At 60.3% G+C, this 18410-nt stretch carries 20 protein-coding genes and 1 riboswitch; of the genes, 4 read left to right on the top strand and 16 right to left on the bottom strand.

All coding sequences use genetic code 11. The annotated features are described in order from the left end of the window. The 6 genes from msub_RS17405 to msub_RS17380 all read right to left on the bottom strand — a co-directional run bounded on the left by msub_RS17405 (window position 1) and on the right by msub_RS17380 (window position 2048). A complete protein-coding gene (locus msub_RS17405) occupies window positions 1-273 on the bottom strand; it encodes a BrnT family toxin (RefSeq protein WP_048497411.1) in 273 nt (90 codons plus the stop codon). A gap of 327 nt (window positions 274-600) precedes the next feature. Further along, on the bottom strand, window positions 601-927 hold the full coding sequence (locus msub_RS17400) for a helix-turn-helix domain-containing protein (protein ID WP_048497410.1): 327 nt from the start codon (window positions 925-927) through the stop codon (window positions 601-603). Then, window positions 920-1231 carry a transcriptional regulator gene (locus tag msub_RS17395; protein WP_048497409.1) on the bottom strand — a complete coding sequence of 104 codons (312 nt, stop codon included), beginning with the start codon at window positions 1229-1231 and terminating at the stop codon, window positions 920-922. The genes msub_RS17400 and msub_RS17395 overlap by 8 nt, the downstream gene beginning before the upstream one ends. A gap of 37 nt (window positions 1232-1268) precedes the next feature. Beyond that, window positions 1269-1517 carry a hypothetical protein gene (locus msub_RS17390; RefSeq protein WP_156182833.1) on the bottom strand — a complete coding sequence of 83 codons (249 nt, stop codon included), beginning with the start codon at window positions 1515-1517 and terminating at the stop codon, window positions 1269-1271. Between the two features lie 8 nt (window positions 1518-1525). Then, entirely contained in the window at window positions 1526-1795 is a 270-nt protein-coding gene (gene brnA / locus msub_RS17385; protein ID WP_048497407.1) for a type II toxin-antitoxin system BrnA family antitoxin, read from the bottom strand. Then, window positions 1785-2048: a BrnT family toxin gene (locus msub_RS17380; RefSeq protein ID WP_048497406.1), complete on the bottom strand. Its 264-nt coding sequence runs from the start codon at window positions 2046-2048 to the stop codon at window positions 1785-1787. Before msub_RS17380 ends, brnA begins: the two co-directional genes overlap by 11 nt. 140 nt (window positions 2049-2188) lie before the next feature. Here msub_RS17380 and msub_RS22265 point away from each other — a divergent pair, with 140 nt between their 5' ends. Then, window positions 2189-2359 (top strand): tyrosine-type recombinase/integrase, encoded by a 171-nt coding sequence (locus msub_RS22265; protein WP_082146578.1) that lies wholly within the window; start codon window positions 2189-2191, stop codon window positions 2357-2359. A 14-nt stretch (window positions 2360-2373) separates the two neighbouring features. Here the strand turns inward: msub_RS22265 and msub_RS17375 are convergent, their stop codons facing one another. The 4 genes from msub_RS17375 to msub_RS17360 are packed head-to-tail and all read right to left on the bottom strand — an operon-like array spanning window position 2374 to window position 6872. Next, a complete protein-coding gene (locus msub_RS17375) occupies window positions 2374-3138 on the bottom strand; it encodes an ABC transporter ATP-binding protein (protein WP_048497405.1) in 765 nt (254 codons plus the stop codon). Next, window positions 3138-4085, bottom strand: coding sequence for a FecCD family ABC transporter permease (locus tag msub_RS17370; protein WP_048497404.1), 948 nt, complete (start codon window positions 4083-4085; stop codon window positions 3138-3140). Before msub_RS17370 ends, msub_RS17375 begins: the two co-directional genes overlap by 1 nt. A 31-nt stretch (window positions 4086-4116) precedes the next feature. Beyond that, window positions 4117-5001: a cobalamin-binding protein gene (locus tag msub_RS17365; RefSeq protein ID WP_048497403.1), complete on the bottom strand. Its 885-nt coding sequence runs from the start codon at window positions 4999-5001 to the stop codon at window positions 4117-4119. 29 nt (window positions 5002-5030) lie between these two features. Continuing rightward, entirely contained in the window at window positions 5031-6872 is a 1842-nt protein-coding gene (locus tag msub_RS17360; protein WP_048497402.1) for a TonB-dependent receptor plug domain-containing protein, read from the bottom strand. 136 nt (window positions 6873-7008) lie between these two features. After that, window positions 7009-7233, bottom strand: a riboswitch (cobalamin riboswitch). 121 nt (window positions 7234-7354) lie between these two features. Here msub_RS17360 and msub_RS17355 point away from each other — a divergent pair. Both msub_RS17355 and msub_RS17350 read left to right on the top strand, forming a co-directional pair. Continuing rightward, window positions 7355-9229: a putative nucleotidyltransferase substrate binding domain-containing protein gene (locus tag msub_RS17355; protein WP_048497401.1), complete on the top strand. Its 1875-nt coding sequence runs from the start codon at window positions 7355-7357 to the stop codon at window positions 9227-9229. Continuing rightward, entirely contained in the window at window positions 9222-9950 is a 729-nt protein-coding gene (locus tag msub_RS17350) for a 3'-5' exonuclease (protein ID WP_048497400.1), read from the top strand. The genes msub_RS17355 and msub_RS17350 overlap by 8 nt, the downstream gene beginning before the upstream one ends. Before the next feature lie 33 nt (window positions 9951-9983). Here msub_RS17350 and msrB read toward each other — a convergent pair whose 3' ends face one another. The 3 genes from msrB to msub_RS17335 all read right to left on the bottom strand — a co-directional run bounded on the left by msrB (window position 9984) and on the right by msub_RS17335 (window position 13436). Continuing rightward, window positions 9984-11153 (bottom strand): peptide-methionine (R)-S-oxide reductase MsrB, encoded by a 1170-nt coding sequence (msrB, locus tag msub_RS17345; protein ID WP_048497399.1) that lies wholly within the window; start codon window positions 11151-11153, stop codon window positions 9984-9986. A 79-nt stretch (window positions 11154-11232) separates the two neighbouring features. Beyond that, window positions 11233-12732, bottom strand: a complete 1500-nt coding sequence (locus msub_RS17340) for a sensor histidine kinase (protein WP_048497398.1) — start codon at window positions 12730-12732, stop codon at window positions 11233-11235. Between the two features lie 2 nt (window positions 12733-12734). Continuing rightward, window positions 12735-13436, bottom strand: coding sequence for a response regulator transcription factor (locus tag msub_RS17335; protein WP_048497397.1), 702 nt, complete (start codon window positions 13434-13436; stop codon window positions 12735-12737). A 191-nt stretch (window positions 13437-13627) separates the two neighbouring features. Here msub_RS17335 and msub_RS17330 point away from each other — a divergent pair, with 191 nt between their 5' ends. Beyond that, window positions 13628-14209, top strand: a complete 582-nt coding sequence (locus msub_RS17330) for a QsdR family transcriptional regulator (protein WP_048498003.1) — start codon at window positions 13628-13630, stop codon at window positions 14207-14209. Between the two features lie 257 nt (window positions 14210-14466). Here the strand turns inward: msub_RS17330 and msub_RS17325 are convergent, their stop codons facing one another. The 3 genes from msub_RS17325 to msub_RS17315 all read right to left on the bottom strand — a co-directional run bounded on the left by msub_RS17325 (window position 14467) and on the right by msub_RS17315 (window position 18344). Further along, window positions 14467-15882 carry an aldehyde dehydrogenase family protein gene (locus msub_RS17325; protein WP_048497396.1) on the bottom strand — a complete coding sequence of 472 codons (1416 nt, stop codon included), beginning with the start codon at window positions 15880-15882 and terminating at the stop codon, window positions 14467-14469. Between the two features lie 23 nt (window positions 15883-15905). Next, window positions 15906-17024, bottom strand: coding sequence for a zinc-binding dehydrogenase (locus msub_RS17320; RefSeq protein WP_048497395.1), 1119 nt, complete (start codon window positions 17022-17024; stop codon window positions 15906-15908). 135 nt (window positions 17025-17159) lie between these two features. Beyond that, window positions 17160-18344, bottom strand: a complete 1185-nt coding sequence (locus msub_RS17315) for an acetyl-CoA C-acyltransferase (RefSeq protein ID WP_048497394.1) — start codon at window positions 18342-18344, stop codon at window positions 17160-17162. Window positions 18345-18410: the final 66 nt, after the last annotated feature.

Genomic DNA, 18410 nt, shown 5'->3' with positions numbered 1-18410 from the left:
CTATCCCCCTAGAAATTTCTTGGTGGCCTTGCGGCTGGGAATAATCGTCTTGAGAAAGATTTCTTTATCATTCTCGACGTACGGTACCAGCCAGGCGTAATCATCAATCCGTACCACAAACAGACGCTGATTCGGATACTTTTCCCTGTTGGGGTGAGGTCCATCATCAAGTAAACCACCAGACTGAAGAGCAAACAGGACGTCTTCGAAGGAAGCTCCGCGCTCGCTCATCAACTGCTGGTTCTTTTCAGCATTCCAGTTAATTTGCTTCATCAGACGAGTCTAGCAGAGTGTGTGCCTATTGGCATCATGCTAACGCCCGCAATCACGCCCTTGTCGCGTGAATTGCATTGTTTTATTGGGGTCAGCACCGTCGGCTCGTCCAGGCTGAGCAGTCGATGTGGGCGAAGCGACCGAAATCAGCTGGATCGTTACTGCCTGGAGCGACGGCAAGCTCTTGCCCGCAATACGGGCAGAACCCAACCTCAACAACCGTAGTCCAAATCGTCTCACCAATCTCGTCAAGATGATGGTTCTCCTCTAAATCATCTTCCGTCGCTTGCCTTTCTACAAACAGGCACCATACGAAATTTTCACGCCCTACATGATTCTTATCCAGCCTAATCGATACGCCGTGCTCTGGTGAAGCTGATTGAAAACTTCCGGGTGTTGCTCAGCAATGCGCAGAAGCGCAACCGCAGGCCCCTGCGGCTCGCGCCGACCCTGTTCCCAATCCTGAAGGGTTCGCACACTCACGCCCATAAGACCAGCAAACGCTGACTGCGACATGTGCAGTTTCAGCCTGATCTCTTTGGGCGGTGAGGGCTCTGACAGCTCATGCGTTCGTAGAGCCAATTTGCCCTTCTTGAACTGCTTGATTTCATTGATACCGTCAAGAATCTCTGCCCCTAGGTTCCTGTCACCCATTTTTGATTGCCTCCGCTATCTGCTTGAGCGTATGGCCAGGAATGCTGGCGCGCTCTGATTTACTGTACAGCGTGAGCATCCATATCTCGTGGTCAGATTTCTTCCAGTAGTAAATGGCTCTGATACCACCGGTCTTTCCCGAACCCGCTGGTGCCCATCGAACTTTACGAGCGCCACCCGAGCCTTTGATCAGATCCCCGGCATCCGGTTTCTGCAAACGGTAGGTTTGAAGCCCACGGCATTCCTCATCCGTGAGGTAGTTCGGCAATAGCTTGGTGAACGTTGAAGTTTCGATGAATAACATTGCCGTACATGCGTCAAGGCCGGATCAGTGACTTGATTCAACCCTTTACCGTACTGCCAATTCCGGCAGTCCATAGCTCCGGAACAACGGGGCCGGTAAGGCGTGCTGCAGTGCCGGTGAATGACTCAGCCGCCACGGGCCGTGGGCCGATTTGGCGGTGTTCCAGGCCAATCGGACCGAGACACCCCGCTTCCTGGATAACCTGGGCAATCGCCTGCTGGATGAAGCGATCCAGCACCGTCGGGATACCCAGAGGGCGGGAGCGGTCACGTGCCCTGCCCGGCACACGCTCCGCTAATGTGCGCCGCCTGCGGCGTCACCCTTGAGCGGCTTGTTAGCAGATTCTGCCTGAAGACGCTCCACCAGCCACACCTTGATGATCGATTGGCGGGTAACGCCAATGCGCGCAGCCTCGCGATCCAGCGACTCCACAACCCAAGCCGGGAAATCAACGTTGATTCGCTTTTGTTCCTGATTAACGCGGCGAGCAGAGGACATGTCCAGGTCATCGACAATATCCTCCTGACCTTCCTCAAATTTCTTGTCGAAGTCTTTAGCTTTCATAGAGCTCAACCTCCTTCTTGCGGGAACGCCTGACTGAAATCAGACGAATACGAGCATCCCTGTATGTGACGACAGCCGACCAGTGCTTTTCACCAATCTTGCCTATCAGCAAAAACCTCTGCTCATCCTCGGATTTCGCCCGGATCTCCAGCAGGTATGGATCTTTCCACAACATTTGGGCAGCAACGAAATCGATACCGTGCTTATCCAGATTGGCCTGGCTTTTGGCTTCGTCGAATTCAAATTCATCCATGAGTATAAATTATTCCATTTTTACTCAACTCACAAGGTCTGGAAGGACGCTGTAGCTGCTAACGCCCGCAGCACGGGCAAAATTGGAGCACGGCGGAAATTTTGCCCCAGTGCCTGCGGCACGTAGTCCGGCCTGGCAGTATGTATTTCCAGCACAGCGGCTGTCTGTTGATCCGCGCTCAGGAGTTCGTCGGCACCGACATCCGCAGTACTCAGGAGTTGCTGGGCCACAATGATATCTCTACAACACAGATTTATACCCATGTCATCGGAACTCACCAGCGAGGCATCAGCAGCCCGCTGGATGTTTGAAAATGGCTTCCTGGCTAACCAGGCACAAAGACGGGAAACCCATCAAGCTCGGTAGAAAGCAGGCGCTGGCCGAACAGTCTCTCAAGCGCCGGGGTAACCAGCATGTCCCGGGCGGGGCCCCAGCAGGCCTGGCCGTCGGGGAACATCAGCAGGATCTGGTCACACCAGCGGGCGGCCAGGTTCAGGTCGTGCAGGCACATGAATACCGCCTGGCCGGATGCGGCCTGGCTGCGCAGCAGTTTCATCACGGAGGTCTGGTGTTGCAGGTCGAGATGGTTGGTGGGTTCATCCAGTAGCCAGATGCCCGGTGCCTGAGTCATCAGTGTGGCAATGGCCACCCTCTGCCGCTCGCCTCCGGACAGCGTGTTAACCAGCCGGTCCCTCAGGTGCATCACATCAAGTACTACCAGTGCCCGCTCGGCAATCACCAGGTCTTCAGCCGTTTCCATCTGCCAGGGTGACAACCAGGGGTGGCGCCCGATCAGGGCAGTTTCCAGCACGGTTGCCGGGAAACCATCCTGCCGGTCCTGGAACACCAGGCCCATCTGTTGCGAGACGAGCTTGCGGCGGATTTTCGCCAACGGATTTCCGTCCAGCAGAAGCTGGCCACTGCAAGGCTCGCGAAGGCCGGCCAGCGTATGCAGCAGTGTGGTCTTGCCCACGCCGTTGGGGCCGAGAACGCCCCAAACCTGGCCCGGCTGCAGGGACAGGCTCAGTGGCACGCCGGCGTCACGCCCGGGAATGTCGATAATCAGCTCTTCGGCAGTCAGTATGGCCATTATTGACTCCGGTAAAGCAGATACAGGAACACAGGTACGCCGATCAGCGCGGTGATCACACCCACCGGTAGCTGTTCCGGCGCAATCACTACCCGGGCCAGCGTATCGGCCAGTACCAGCAGGGTTCCGCCTGCCAGCGCACAGGCGGGCAGAATCAGCCGCTGATCATTGCCCAACACCAGCCGCAGCATGTGCGGCACCACCAGGCCGACAAAGCCGACAGCGCCGGCCATGGTCACTGCGGTCGCCGTAAGCAGGCTGGCGATCAGGTAGATCAGCCACTCCAGGGGGCGCACCGAGACGCCCAACGCCGCGGCCTGCAGGGAGCCCCGGGCCAGCACATTCAAAACCCGCCCCAGGGGGAATACCAACAGGCAGACCAGGGCCAGAATGATCAGCCCGGGCCAGGGTGAGCCGGCATGGGACAGGTCTCCCATCAGCCAGTACAACATGCCCGGGAGCCGGCGGGCCGGAGTCATCGAAAGGATAAGCGTGATCACTGCTCCCCAGCCAGCGGCCACCACTACCCCGGTGAGTAGCAGGCGGGAGGGGGTCCAGCTTCCACTGCCATGGGCAAGGCCAAACACCAGCAGAGTCGCCAGCATGGCGCCGGCAAAGGCGGAACCGGATACCAGAAAACCGGCAACGCCGGCCAGCATGGCCAACAAGGCGCCAACCGCCGCGCCGCCGGATAAACCAAGGACATAGGGGTCTGCAAGCGGGTTACGCAGCAGCACCTGCATCAGCGCACCCGCCACTGCCAGCAGGCCGCCGGTGGCGAAGGCGCTCAAGGTGCGTGGCAGCCTCAGTTCGAGGATCACCGCTTGCTGAAGGTCAGTGCCGCTGCCGGCCAGCACCCTCAGGGTGTCGTTGATCCCGGCACCGCTACTGCCGATGCTGACCGACAACAAGCCAGCCACCAGGCTCGCCAGCACCAGGATCAGCATGGGCTTCAAGGGGCTGGAGATTGCAGCGGGGTTAGAGATTGGCACGGGCCTGCTCCAGGGTCTGGCATAGATGTCTGGCGCCTTTCACGATACGCAGCGTGGGCCGGGCCAGCAGATCCGGCGGTTCCAGGAACAGGTTACCGGCCGACACTGCGGTAAGGCCAGGGAACTGCTGCCAGCCCTCCAACCACTGGTTATTGCGCGCTTCTCCGGCGGTAACAATTACCCCCGGATTGGCAGCCAGCACCGCTTCCCGGCTGATCCGGGGCACCAGCCTCGGCAACTGGCCGAATACGTTGACGCCGCCACACAGCTCGATGGCCTTGCTGATCAGCTCCTCCCGGTTCACGGTCATCAGTGGCTGGTCCCAGATCTGATAGAACACCCGGAGCTGCTGCGCACTGGCATACTCGGCCTCCAGGCTGGCGATTTCCTGGCGGAAAGATTCCGCTCGTGCCTGCCCCACAGTGGAATGCCCCGTTAGCTGTGCAAGATCCTCAACCGCCCGGGCAATATCCGCGAACGTGCGCGGGGCCAGCCAGAATACCGGGATACCAAGCGCCGCGACCCGTTCCAGCTGGCTGCGGGAGTTGCCATCCACCCAGGCCACCACCAGATCCGGTGCCAGCGAAACGATCGCCTCCAGATCCAGCCGGTTGCTATCGCCCACCTGTGGCAACGCCGCCGCTTCGGCTGGAAAATCACTCCAGGCACTGACAGCCACCACACTGTCTCCGGCGCCGGCCGAGAAGAGCAGTTCGGTGGCACCGGGGGAGAGAGAAACAATCCGCTTCGCCGGTGCCTGAAGACACATCTCACGACTCAGGGCGTCCTTCACGCAGGGCGGATCTGCCAATGCCGCTGCGGGCATCAGGGCGAACAGCACCAATATCAGAACAAGCCTGCGTTGGATCATGGGATTACGTCACCGGCCAGAAACTGAGCCTACTGTCGAAAATCATAACGCACCGAGGCCATATAGGTCCGACCCGCAGCCAGATAGTCAAAGGGTTCGAAAGTCACGCTGTCGTTGCCCAGACTGGTGGCATAGCGGCGATCCAGCACATTATCCACCTTGAAGCTGGCCGACCAGCCCGGCAGGAAATTCCAGGCCGCCCTTATATCAACCGTACCGTAGCCAGGTAACAGGCTGTTGTTGGCGGCATCGTTATACCGATCACTTTCGGCGATAAAGCTGGCGCCCACCGACCATTTGTCAAACAGACGATCAACATCCAGGCGAAGGTTCTTTTCCGCCCGCCGGGGCAGGCGTGCGCCGGAATCGAGGTTCTCACTGTCGGCCCAGGTCAGCGCCGCGTTCAGGTCCCAGTTAGTGGTTTTAAAACCGGAGGACAACTCTATGCCACGAATACGGGCGGATTGGACGTTCTCGACTGTGCCCTCGAACGTGACCGGGTCAGACACGTAGGTGATCAGGTCTTCAACGTCGTTCTGATAAACCGCGACATCCCAGAACCAGGTGTCGTAGCGACCGGTTATTCCGGCCTCCATCATTTTACCCTCTTCCGGCTCGAGGTTCGGGTTGCCGGTGTAGTAGGGCACGGTCAGGTACAGGTCGTTGAAGGTAGGTGCCCGGAACGAGGTGGCGTAACTCACCCGCACACGGTGGACCCGGTCGAGCTCGTGCCCCAGGGCGATACCGCCGGTTTCTTCCTTGCCGTAGGCTTCGTTGTCGTCGAGGCGGGCACTGGCCATAAGATCCGTGGCACCGAAATTGAGTCGGGCCTGGCCAAAGACCGCCGTGTTGGTCCGGCTGTCTTCGGTGAATTCGCTGGTGCCCGCCACCTCGTCCACCATGACTTCCGAGCCGATCACAAATTCATGGACCCCCGCAGTCAGGGTGTTTTCCCAGCGGGCCGACCGATGCAGCGTATTGAACACACTGGGGTAGGAACCGAACGTCTCCTGTTCGTCCCGGGATTCGGAGAACTGGATGCGGGTGCGCCAGTAGTCACTGGCCACGGCTTCCAGATAAAGCCCCATGGCACGGATCTGGAAGTCGGTGTCGCCACCCTCAAACTCGGTATTGCCTTCGGACTGGAACACTGTAACGCCGGCGCCGCCCCCCTGATCAAACTGGTGACTGACTTTGGCCAGGCCGCCGGCGTTGCGGAACCCCTTGTCTTCGCCCCCGGCGCGCAGGTTGGTGCCCTCGGTATCGGAATAGACACCGCCGACCAGAAAGGCGTTGCGCCCTTCCCGCCCGGCCACACCTGCCGTGGTTTCCAGTGTCTCGTGGGAGCCGCCCGACAGTTCGGTCCAGCCCTGGCGGCCCGCCTCCGGCTCAAGGGAGAAAACCTGGATGACACCGCCCACCGCATCGGCCCCGTACAGCGAGCTTTTCGCGCCGCGCACCAGTTCCACCCGTTCCATCAGCTCCGGCGGCAGAAACTGCCAGGGCGGGATGCCGGCAGTGGCGGAGCGCAGGCGGATACCGTCCAACAGCAGAACAGTGCCGGAACTGCCCGCACCGCGCAGGAAGACACTGGTGGTTTTACCGTAACTGCCATCGGACACCACGTTGACACCTGGCTGGGCATGCAACAGGTCCGTGAATTCGGCCGGCTGCTGACGCCGGATGTCATCTTGTTCAATGACGGTTACCGATGAAAGACTTTCCCCCACGGTTTTCGGCCCCAGGGTCGCCGTGACAACAATCGGATCAAGGGCTTCCTCATTCGTATCACTCTGGCCGAACGCCAGACCAGGCAGGATCAAAACTGACGTTGCCGCCACTACAACAGGTAAGGAGGGTTTCAAAGGCATTCTTTTTCGCTCCGCAATCCGCGCTCGCCCGCACGGGGGTCAGGTTTTATGCTACGGAACGGACAGAAAGGGCAGGTGGGCATCAGGTGGCAGGAACGCGGAACCGGATTACACCCACCCAGGTCGCCCACCGCAACTTCGGGTGTTTTTCCAGGCCGGTCTCCGGGCTGGCAGGCGGAACCAAGGTTCCCGGGCAATCACCTTCCCATGTCTTGGCGACACAGTGGCGCATCAGATTGCCGTTATCCTGCTTACCGTTGCGGGGGCAGCATCGGACTTGTACTGGCTGGGGGCCAGACTCACCGATTTCCCGTTTCACCCGTCGCGCTTTGCGACGGACACCTGAAAAAAGTGTGGCAAGGCTAGCAATACCGGGCAAAGCGGTCAATGAGATCCATCAAAGGTCGACATGGCCGCTGCCCCCTCCCGCTGCTATATTGCCAGTCTGAGAACCAGTTTCCCCCGCGAAAACAGGGAGTTTTATGCAGGCCGAGCTTATCGACATCCGCAATCACATGGCACAGTACCCGCCGTTTGACGAGATGGACGAGGCGCTGCTCGACAAGGTGGTGGGCGGCATCGAGGTGGTGTACTTCAAGGCCGGCACCCAGATCCTCGGGGTCGGTGACCAGAACAACTGGCTCTACTATGTGCGCACCGGGGCCGTGGAGATCTATCGCCGGTCCGGCGAGCTGTACAACCGGATCGGCGAGGGCGAGATGTTCGGCCAGTTCGGCCTGCTGATGAACAAGCGCGTGCGGTTTCCGGCAAAAGCCCTGGAAGACACGCTGCTCTACAAGATCCCCGGTGAGACCTTCCAGTTCCTGTGGGAAAGCGACGATAACTTCGCCGACTTTGTGGAAATCGAGGACCGCAGCCGTTTGCGCTCTGCGCTTTCCCGCCGGGAAAAGTCCAACGAACTGATGACCGCCAAGGTCACCCGGCTGATTTCCCGGCCACCGGTATCGGCACCCTCCACCGTGAGGCTCCAGGAAGCCGCCCGGATCATGACCGACAACGGCGTTTCCGCTTTACTGCTGATGGATGAAGAGGGCGAACGGCCCCTGCTGCGCGGCATCATTACCGACCGGGACCTGCGCACCCGGGCCCTCACCGAGGCCTTGCCCTCGGAAACGCCGATCAGCGACATCATGTCTAAAGACCTGATCACCATTCCCTCCAGCATGTTCATTTTCGAGACCATGCTGACCATGCTGCACAACAACGTACACCACCTTCCGGTAATGGACCGGGACGACGTCCGGGGCGTCATCGCCCTTTCCGACATCGTGAAGTACGAGAGCCAGAGCAGTCTTTACCTGGTCAGCAACATCTACCACCAGCAGAACCTCAAAGGGCTGAAAAAGGTCAGCCTGGATGTCCGTGACAGTTTCGTGCGGATGGTGAACGAAGACGCCAATTCCCACATGATCGGCAGCGCCATGGCGGGCATCGGGCGCAGCTTTACCCAGAGGCTGCTGGAACTGGGCGAGGAGCATCTCGGGCCACCGCCGGTTCCCTACTGCTTCATGGCGCTCGGCTCCATGGCCCGTGATGAGCAACTGGTGGTCACGGACCAGGACAACGCCATGATCCTGGACGACTGTTTTGTTCCCGAAGAGCACGATGGCTATTTCCTGGCGCTGGCGAAATATGTCAGCGATGGTCTGGCCCAGTGCGGCTACACCTACTGTACCGGGGATATCATGGCCACCAATCAGAAATGGCGCCAGCCGCTGCGGGTCTGGAAGGACTATTTCGCCGACTGGATTGATAACCCCAAGGCCCAGGCCTTGCTCAACAGCAACATTTTCTTCGATCTGGACGGTATCCATGGCGAGACCGGGTTTGCCGAGCAACTGAAAACCCTGGTTGCCAACAAGGCCAGCAACAGCCCGAGGTTCCTGGCCATGCTTGCCCGCAATGCTCTCAACCGCACACCGCCGATCGGGTTCTTCCGCACCTTCGTGCTGGAGGAGGACGGCAAGCACCAGAAAACCTTCAACCTCAAGCGCCGGGGCACGGCGCCCCTGTCTGACCTGATCCGGGTTCATGCCCTGGCCTGCGGCTCCCGGGCCCAGAACTCCTTTGAGCGGCTGAAAGCCATCGGCAACACCAAGCTGCTGCTGGACGATGACCTGGGCAACCTCCGGGATGCGCTGGAGTTCATTTCCATCGTCCGGATCCGGCACCAGGCCCTGGCGATCGAAGCCGGGCGGGAGCCGGACAACAATGTCCGCCCGGAAGACCTGTCGCCCTTTGAACGCAGCCATCTGAAGGATGCCTTCCAGGTGGTCAGCAATGCCCAGAAATTCCTCAGATTCCGCTACAACACCCAGGCAACCCGCAATGTCTGATGGCGCAAACGGCGAGCACTCCGTCACCCGCCTGCCCTGGCCCGAGCAATACCAGGCCCTGGCCGGGCAGAGCAAATCACCGCTGCTTAAAGCGTTCTACCAGAGCGGTTGCGTAGCGCCGGATACGCCGCTGTCGGAGGTTCCGATGGTGGCGGTGGACTTTGAGACTACCGGCCTGGATGCCAACCAGCACTCCATTGTCAGCATTGGCCTGGTGCCCTTCACCCTGGAGGGCATACAGCTTTCCCAGGCAAAGCACTGGATCGTGCGCCCCAAGCTGCCCCTGCACCAGACCTCCATCACCATCCACGGCATCACCCACAGCGACATCGACAAGGCACCGGATCTGGAAGAGATACTTGGCGACCTGTTTGCCTGCCTGAAGGGCCGCATCCCGGTAGTGCACTACCGGGACATTGAACGCCCGTTTCTGGATGTGGCCCTGAAGTGGCGCCTGGGTGAGGGCATCCGGTTTCCGGTGCTCGATACCATGGCCATCGAGGCCCACCTGCATCCGGATCGCCACCCCTCGCGCTGGCAGAAGCTCATGGGCAAGAAGCCGGTATCCATCCGCCTGGCAGACAGCCGCTTGCGCTACGGGCTGCCCCACTATGCCGCCCATAACGCGCTGATTGATGCCATTGCCACGGCGGAGTTGCTGCAGGCCCAAGTGTGGCATCACTTCGGCCCGCAAACGGCGGTTGGGGATCTGTGGTTGTAGTCTGGTTGTCGGATTACGCTGCGCTAATCCGACCTACTCAGATGCCCGGACTTCGTCGAGCCACTCGCCATAGCCTGCCGCCTTCATGTCCTCCAGGGGAATGAATTTCAGGGCGGCCGAGTTCATGCAGTAGCGCAGCCCCGTGGGCTCCGGGCCGTCATTGAACACGTGGCCCAGGTGGGAGTCCGCGTAGCGGCTGCGAATTTCCGTCCGGGTCATGAAGAACGAACTGTCTTCCCGCTCGACCACCGCATCCGGGGTGATAGGCCGGGTAAAGCTTGGCCAGCCGGTACCGGACTTGAATTTGTCCCGGGAAGAAAACAGCGGCTCTCCGGAGACAATATCCACATACAGGCCAGCACGCTTGTTGTCCCAGTACGGGTTATCGAACGCCGGCTCGGTCCCGTCCTGCTGGGTGACTTCGTACTGGATGTCGTTCAGCCGCTTTTTCAGTGTCTGCTTATCCGGCTTCACGAAACTCTGGGGGTCAAAACCCGCATCGGCCTCGCCGGTGTTTTCCACCGCCGGCCGGAACCGGGAAAAGTCCAGCTCGTAGTCTTCGCCATACACCTTCTCGATAAACTGGTAGCGGCCGGAATTGAACGTGTAGATCTTGTAGCGCACCGGATTTTTCAGGTAATAGTCCTGGTGGTACTGCTCCGCCGGATAGAAGTTTTTCAGCGGTACAATTTCGATCAGCACCGGGTGCTCGTACACGCCGGAGGCTTCCAGCTCCTGCTTGGCCGCCTCGGCCAGCCGCTTCTGCTCGGCGTTGTGGTAGAAAATCGCCGGACGGTACTGCGTGCCCCGGTCCACGAACTGGCCCTTGATATCGGTGGGGTTCATCATCCGCCACAGGCCGGCAAGCAACCCCTCATAGGTCATTTTTTTCGGGTCGTAATACACCTGGACCGCCTCAGTGTAGCCGGTGCGGCCGGATGAGACCTGCTGGTAGGTGGGGTTCGGCTCATCGCCGCCGGCATAACCGGACACCGCCTCTACCACGCCGGGGATCTTTTCGTAACCGGCCTCAACACACCAGAAGCAGCCGCCGGCAAAGGTGGCCACGGCCAGCCCGGGGTCATCCGGCGCGAATTCCGTGTCTTTGCTGTCGTGCTTGTCGGCGGTGGCGTAGGCGGTATACAGGCCACCGGCAAATAAAACTGCCAGGGCGGCGACCAAACCTGTCATCGTGCGTTTCATAAAAACTCTCCTCTGCGTGGTTCCATGCTGACAGCGTACCGTCCGGGATTCACGAAACCATTCGGTAGTGATTACGAATCTATAACGCGGTGGATTCATTACCGGCGCCGCCGGCCGCTTCCGATGCCCCCGGAAGCCAGACAGAAAACACCGCGCCCTGGTCATTGCGTACCGATAGCCGGCCACTCTGCAGGGAGACCATCCGCTGGGCAATGGCCAGACCAAGCCCGGCGTGGCCGGGACGCGAGGCGCCGGGAGCCTGGTAGAAGGGTTCGAACAGATGGTTCATATCGGCCGCCGCAATGCCCGGCCCGGCATCCGCCACGGTGATTTCCGCGCCCTCGTCTCGGCCAGCTACCCTGAGTGTTACTTCGCTGCCTCCGGGCGAATGGTCGATGGCATTGCTGATCAGGTTGTCCAGAACCCGTTCTGTCATGGCGATGTCCGCCACCACCCGCACCGGCGAGACGTCCACAATGGCCAGCGACACACCGGCCCGCTCGGCTTCCGGACGGTGTTTCTGCACCACGTCGTGCAGCAGCTCGGCAACCACGAACGGCTCGGCAGTGGGCTGTTTTTCCCGGGCATCGAGGGCCGCCAGTTCGAACAACTCCTCCACCAGCCGCCCGAGCCGGTGCGTTTCCGCCAGGGCGACTCCCAGGAACCGTGCCCGTTCATCGTCACTGAGGCTGTCGTGTTTCAGGCGCAACGCCTCGAGATAGCCCTGGATCGACGCCAGGGGCGTGCGAAGATCGTGGGACACCTGGGCGACCAGCTGGCGGCGCTGGGCGTCCTTGTCTTTCAGCAGGTCAAGCTGCGCGGCAATCCGCCCGGCCATCTGGTCGAAACGGGCAGTTAGGTAATCAATATCGTCGCCTTTGCCGACCAGCACCGGCGACTGCCCCGGCGACATGCCGCTGTCAAAGGCATCCACCCGCTCGGTCAGGCGGGATAACCGACGAGTCAGCAGCCGGAAAAACACCAGTCCGGCCAGCAGCCCGACACACAGGCTCACCGCCAGGGCGCCGGCCCCCATCTGCAGTAGCCGGTCGCTGTGCACCAGGTTTTCCGCCAGATCGTATTCCTCGCCCCGAAGCACCACATACAGGTAGCCGGTGGGGTTGTCGGCCGAGGGCACCGGCGTCACGGAAAAGACCTTGCGCCGGTCGTGGCTGCGGGGGTCGTCACCGGGCAGCGGGTAGGCCTCCGGGTTTTCCAGCAGGGCCCGGATCGGCGCCAGGGACACCCGGTTGCGCTTGATTTTGTCCGGGTCTGCGGAATACGACAGGATGCGCCCGTCCCGATCCAGCAGATAGATTTCGATGCTGGGATTGATGTTCATGTAAAGCTCGAACAGGTGCTTGAGGGCATCGCGGTTGAGCTTGCCATCGGTCACCAGGTTCCGGTCCGACACCAGGTTGCGGGCGAGATCCCGGTTGAGCTGCTGGCTCACAGCGGCGGAGTATTCCCGCACCGAGGCCAGGCTCAGGAAGGTAAACAGGCCACCCACCACCAGCAGCAGAAGAAACAGGCCTATGGCCAGCCGGGCATAGAGGGTTCGGAACACAGACAGAGCCATGGTTAATCCATAAACCGGTAGCCAACGCCCCAGACCGTCTGCACATAATGGGGGTCGGCGGGGTCGGTTTCGATCTTGTTGCGCAGGCGGTTGATGTGGGTATTCACGGTATGTTCATAGCCTTCGTGGTTGTAGCCCCAGACCGCATCCAGCAGTTGCGCCCGGCTGAACACGCGGCCCCGGTGACTGGCAAAGTGCCAGAGCAGGTCGAATTCCCGGGCGGTCAGTTCTACTTCCTCCGACTGCACGAAGACCCGCCTGCGGACAGGATCGATGCGCAACCCGTCCACTTCGATTTCCCCGGCTTCATCGCCGCCAGCCCCCCGGGCGGAAAGCGCGTCCACGCGCCGAAACAGGGCCTTGATGCGGGCCGACAGCTCCGCCACGCTGAAGGGCTTGGTGAGGTAATCGTCCGCCCCCATTTCCAGGCCCAGAACCCGATCCAGCTCTGTGCTTTTTGCCGTCAGCATTAAAACAGGAACATAGCCCGGAGATGATCGTATCTCCCGGCAAACCGACAGGCCATCGAGCCCGGGCAGCATCAGATCCAGAATCACCAGATCGATGCCGCCCTCGCGGAACCGTCCCAGACCGGTATCACCCCGATCCATCAGAACGGCCTTCATACCAAGATCTGACACCTGCATACGTACCAGCTCACCGATGCCGGGATTGTCCTCGATAATCAGTACCGTTCTGGTCATGGGTCGCGGGCTCCTGCATGTGTTGCGGGCTTCGGGAGAGTCCTCGTTGGCTGGAGGCTCGGGCCCTCTCACCGTCATGACCGAGTGTAGGCCGAAATGTTCACAAAACCATCACGGGCAGCACCTGGCCTGCATAGCGGCTGCGAGAATTAGTCGTTAGAATGCATTCAAATTCCGAGACTGAGGTTTCAGTGGCCGACAAAACCATAACCAGGGCAACACCGGCTGACGCGTTCAAGCGGGCCCGTCGCATGTGGCTCAAGGGCGAGCGCATTCACCTGGCGCCGCTGGCTGATGAACTCGGAATTGGCCGGGCCACTCTGTTTCGCTGGGTGGGCAACAAGGACCTGCTGATCGGGGAGATTCTCTGGTCCCTCTATGAGCCGCTCTGGCGACAGGCGATGGCAGAAACCCCCGGTACGGGCGTGGACTATATCGTCGGTGTCTACCGGCGTACCAACTCCACCATCCTGCACTTCGAGCCGCTTCGGCGATTCATCAACCAGGATCCGGAATACGCCCTGAAGATCCTCACCTCGTCGCAATCAATTCTTCACACTCGAACGGTGGAGACCAACACACGGATGCTGAAAGACCAGGTAGCGGCCGGTCACATCAAGCCACCCATGAATATCTTCAGCCTGTCTTACTTCATGATTCGACTGGCAGAATCCTGCCTGTACAGCGACATTATCGCCGGGCGCGAGCCAAGAGAAGCTGAATTGGAGGATGCCTGTACGGCGGTTCGGATTCTGCTTGGAGGGAAAGCCTGAGACTGGGTGGCTGGTCCCGGGGTGGGGTGTCTTTTCTTCTGGGAAAAACAACTCGCTTCGCTCAGACATTTTTTCCCCAGAAGAAAAGACACCCCACCCCGAGACCGATCGTACTTTCGAGCATCTGTCGGATTACGGCTTCGCCTAATCCGACCTACATACTGAACCTTGGCGTAGGTCGGGTTAGGCGAAGCCGTAACCCGACACAGAAACTCCGGGGTCAGATGAAGGTCTTCATCTGACCCCATGTTCAGGCACTACAGCTGCAGCGACCGCACTTCCAGAAACTCCTCCAGCCCCCACTTACCAAACTCCCGGCCGATACCGGAGTGACCGAAACCACCAAACGGGGCCATGGGGTTGAACGCGCCGCCATTGACGAACACCTGGCCGGTACGCAGCTTGCCGGCGATTTTCTTCGCCCTGGCGTCGTCTGCCGACCAGACAGCACCGGAAAGGCCATACTGGGTACCATTGGCGATTTTCACCGCCTCGGCTTCGTCGTTGTAGGGGATCACGCACAGCACCGGCCCGAAGATTTCTTCCTGGGCGATTCGGCTATCCGGCTTCACGTTGCCGAACACGGTGGCTTTCACGAAGTAACCCTTGTCGCAGCCTTCGGGTGCTTCCGGCCCGCCGGTAATCAGGGTGGCGCCTTCCTCGATACCCAGCTTGATGTAATCGATCACCTTGTCACGCTGCTGGGCAGAGGACAGCGGGCCCAGGCGGGTGGTTTCTTCCAGCGGGTTACCCGGCGTCATCTTGGCTACGGCAGCGGCGGCCAGTTCGCAGGCCTCATCGTGCTTGTCGGCCGGCACCAGCATGCGGGTGAGTGCGGTGCAGGTCTGGCCTGAGTTCAGCAGGCAGTTGTTCACGGTGCCTTTCACGGCGGCCGCCAGGTCGGCATCCGGGAGGATGACGGAGGCGGATTTGCCACCCATTTCCAGGGCAAACCGCTTGAAGTCGTCCGCCGCGGCGTGGGCGATCAGGTTGCCGGTGCGGGTGGAGCCGGTGAAGGACACCATGCGCACATCCGGATGCTTGATCAGGGTATCGCCCACGGTCTGGCCGTAGCCGCACACCATGTTGAACACGCCTTTGGGCAGGTCGGTACCGTCGAGAATCTCGGCGAGAATAAACGCCGTCTGGGGCGCGATTTCCGAAGGTTTGAGCACCACGGTGCAACCGGCCGCGATGGCCGGAACGATCTTCAGGATCACCTGGTGCAACGGGTAGTTCCAGGGCGTAATACAGCCCACCACGCCCACTGGCGCGTATTGCACCTCCGAGTTGCCGGACTGTTCGGTGAACGGGAAGTCCGGCAGCAGTTTCAGGTAGCTCTTGGTCACCGCCGCCGGCATACCCGCCTGGATTGGCGTGGCCAGTTTGATCGGCATGCCCACTTCCCGGCTAACCGTCTCGGCGATTTCCGAACCCCGTTCTTTCAGACCCGCGTGTAGTTGTTCCAGGACTTTCAGACGCTGCTCAAGGGTGCTTTCAGACCAGCTTTCAAAGGCGGCATCCGCGGCCTCGATGGCCTGCTCCATTTCCTCCCGGCCGGAGGCGGGCACCCGGGCAATCACGTCACCGGTGCCAGCTTCGTGAACGTCAATCATGTCACCGGCCCAGCTAACCCATTGGCCGTTGATGTAGTTCCTGTTCAGCTCGTTCATGCTTCCCCCTTATTTACATCTGATCACGCCACGGGCGTTTCAAATACGATAACGCCACGGGCGTTCTTGCCTGCCACCATATCATCGAAAGCCTGCGCGGCTTCTTCTATGGGGTAGGTCCGGGTAACCAGTTCGTCCAGCTTGAGTTTACCAGCCTTGTAAAGACCCAGGATTCTGGGGAAATCGTGCTGCGGCCGGGCCGAGCCCAGCCAGCTGCCTTTCAGGGTGCGCTCATCGGCGGGTAACGAGAGGGTGGTCAGCGAGGTCTTGTCCTTCGGATCGGCCACACCTACAACGACCGCGGTACCCCCGCGCCCCAGGCTCTTGTAGGCCTGCTCAACCACCGGCCCGGCACCCACACATTCAAAGGCGTAGTCGACACCGCCGGTAAGTTTCTTCACGGCTTTGGCTGCGTCTTCCACCTCGTTGATATTCACGGTGTGGGTGGCGCCGAATTCTTTCGCCATCTCCAGCTTCCTGGGATTGTTATCCACCGCCACGATCATCTCGGCGCCGGCGGTGACACAGCCCTGGATGGCGTTGAGGCCAACGCCGCCGATGCCAAACACGGCGGCGCGGGAGCCGGGTTCAAGCCTGGCGGTATTGAACACGGCGCCCACACCGGTCATCACCGCGCAGCTTACCAGCGCCGCGTTCTGCATGGGTACGGTGTCATCCACCTTGACGCAATTGTCCACATGCAGGGTGGCAAACTCGGCCATCACGCCACAGGCGCCAAAGACGTTCAGGGGCTCGCCGTCGGCACCCTTGGTTCTGACGGTGCCATCGGGCAGGTTGAACATGGCCTTGCGGGCGTTCTCGCACAGCACCGGCCGGCCACGGACACACTGGCGGCACTTGCCGCACATGGAGATGAAGGAGCTGACCACGTGGTCGCCTTCCTTGAAGTCCGTTACCCCTTCGCCCACCTCGACGACAACCCCGGCGGCCTCATGGCCTAATACAAGGGGTGGCGGATAGGGAATCTTGCCCGTGGTGGCAGACAGATCGCTGTGGCACACGCCGCAGGCCGCGATCTTGATGGTGATTTCATCCCGTTTGGGGCCTTCCACTGTGATGGTTTCCACCTGAACGGGCTGCCCCCATTCCCGGCAGACGACGGCTTTGGCTTGTCTGTCCATGTTGATCCCCTATTTGGTGAACAAGGGGTCAGATGAAGGCCTTCATCTGACCCCGACTTCATGACTCCGGGCTCACACGTCAAGCAGGGGTCAGAAGAACGCTTTCTTCTGACCCCAATTTTACTGACCCCGATTTCATACTACTTCAAACAGGCCTGCCGCACCCTGGCCACCACCGATGCACATGGTTACCACCACGTATTTCGCACCACGACGCTTGCCTTCGATCAGGGCATGGCCTGTCTGGCGAGAGCCGGTCACACCGAAGGGGTGGCCGATGGAAATGGAGCCACCGTTTACGTTCAGCTTCTCCATGGGGATACCGAGACGATCACGGCAGTAAATCACCTGGGAGGCAAAGGCTTCGTTGAGCTCCCACAGATCAATGTCGTCCATGGTCAGGCCGGCTCGCTCAAGCAGCCGGGGAACGGCGAAAACAGGGCCGATGCCCATTTCGTCCGGCTCACAACCGGCTACGGCAAAGCCACGGAAAATCCCCATGGGCTCGATATTGTGCTTCTCGGCGTAGGTGCTGTTCATCACCGTGCACACGGAAGCACCATCCGACAGCTGGCTGGCATTGCCGGCGGTGATGAACTGGTTCGGCCCACGCACCGGTTCCAGGCCAGCCAGCCCATCGAGGGTGGTGTTCGGGCGGTTGCACTCGTCGCTGGTCAGGGTTACCTGCTTTTCACTGACCTCACCGGTTTCCTTGTCCTTGACCAGCATGGTGGCGTCGAAAGGCACGATCTCATCATCGAACCTGCCCGCCTGCTGTGCCGCTGCCGTGCGCTGTTGGGAAATCAGGGAATACTCATCCTGGGCTTCACGGCTGACCTTGTAGCGCTGGGCCACGATGTCCGCCGTCTCGATCATCGAAAGGTACAGCTCGGGCTTGTGCTTCATCAGCCACTCGTTGGTGGCATGGAAGCTGTTGATCTTCTCGTTCTGCACCAGGGAAATGGACTCAACGCCCCCGGCCACCATGGCCGGTACCTTCTCGGACACAACCCGCTGGGCCGCCAGGGCAATGGACTGCAGACCCGAGCTGCAGAACCGGTTGATGGAAAATCCGGCGGTGGTTACCGGAAGGCCCGCGCGGATGGCCGCCAGACGGGCAATATTCCGGCCCTGGGCGCCCTCCTGGAAGGCCGCACCCATGATAACATCTTCAACAATGGCCGGATCAATACCGGCCCGCTCGACGGCATGCTTGATCACGTGCCCCGCCAGATCGACACTGTGGGTGTTATTCAAAGAGCCCCGGTAGGACTTACCCAGGCCGGTGCGTGCGGTGGAAACGATGACTGCATCAGACATAACAATGCCCTCAATTTTCGAAAGATGTAGGTCGGATTAGGCGAAGCCGTAATCCGACAACCTGAG

Source organism: Marinobacter subterrani, assembly GCF_001045555.1.
Classification (GTDB): domain Bacteria; phylum Pseudomonadota; class Gammaproteobacteria; order Pseudomonadales; family Oleiphilaceae; genus Marinobacter; species Marinobacter subterrani.
Note: the sequence above shows the minus strand (reverse complement) of the source record. Positions and strands in the feature narration are given on the sequence as shown.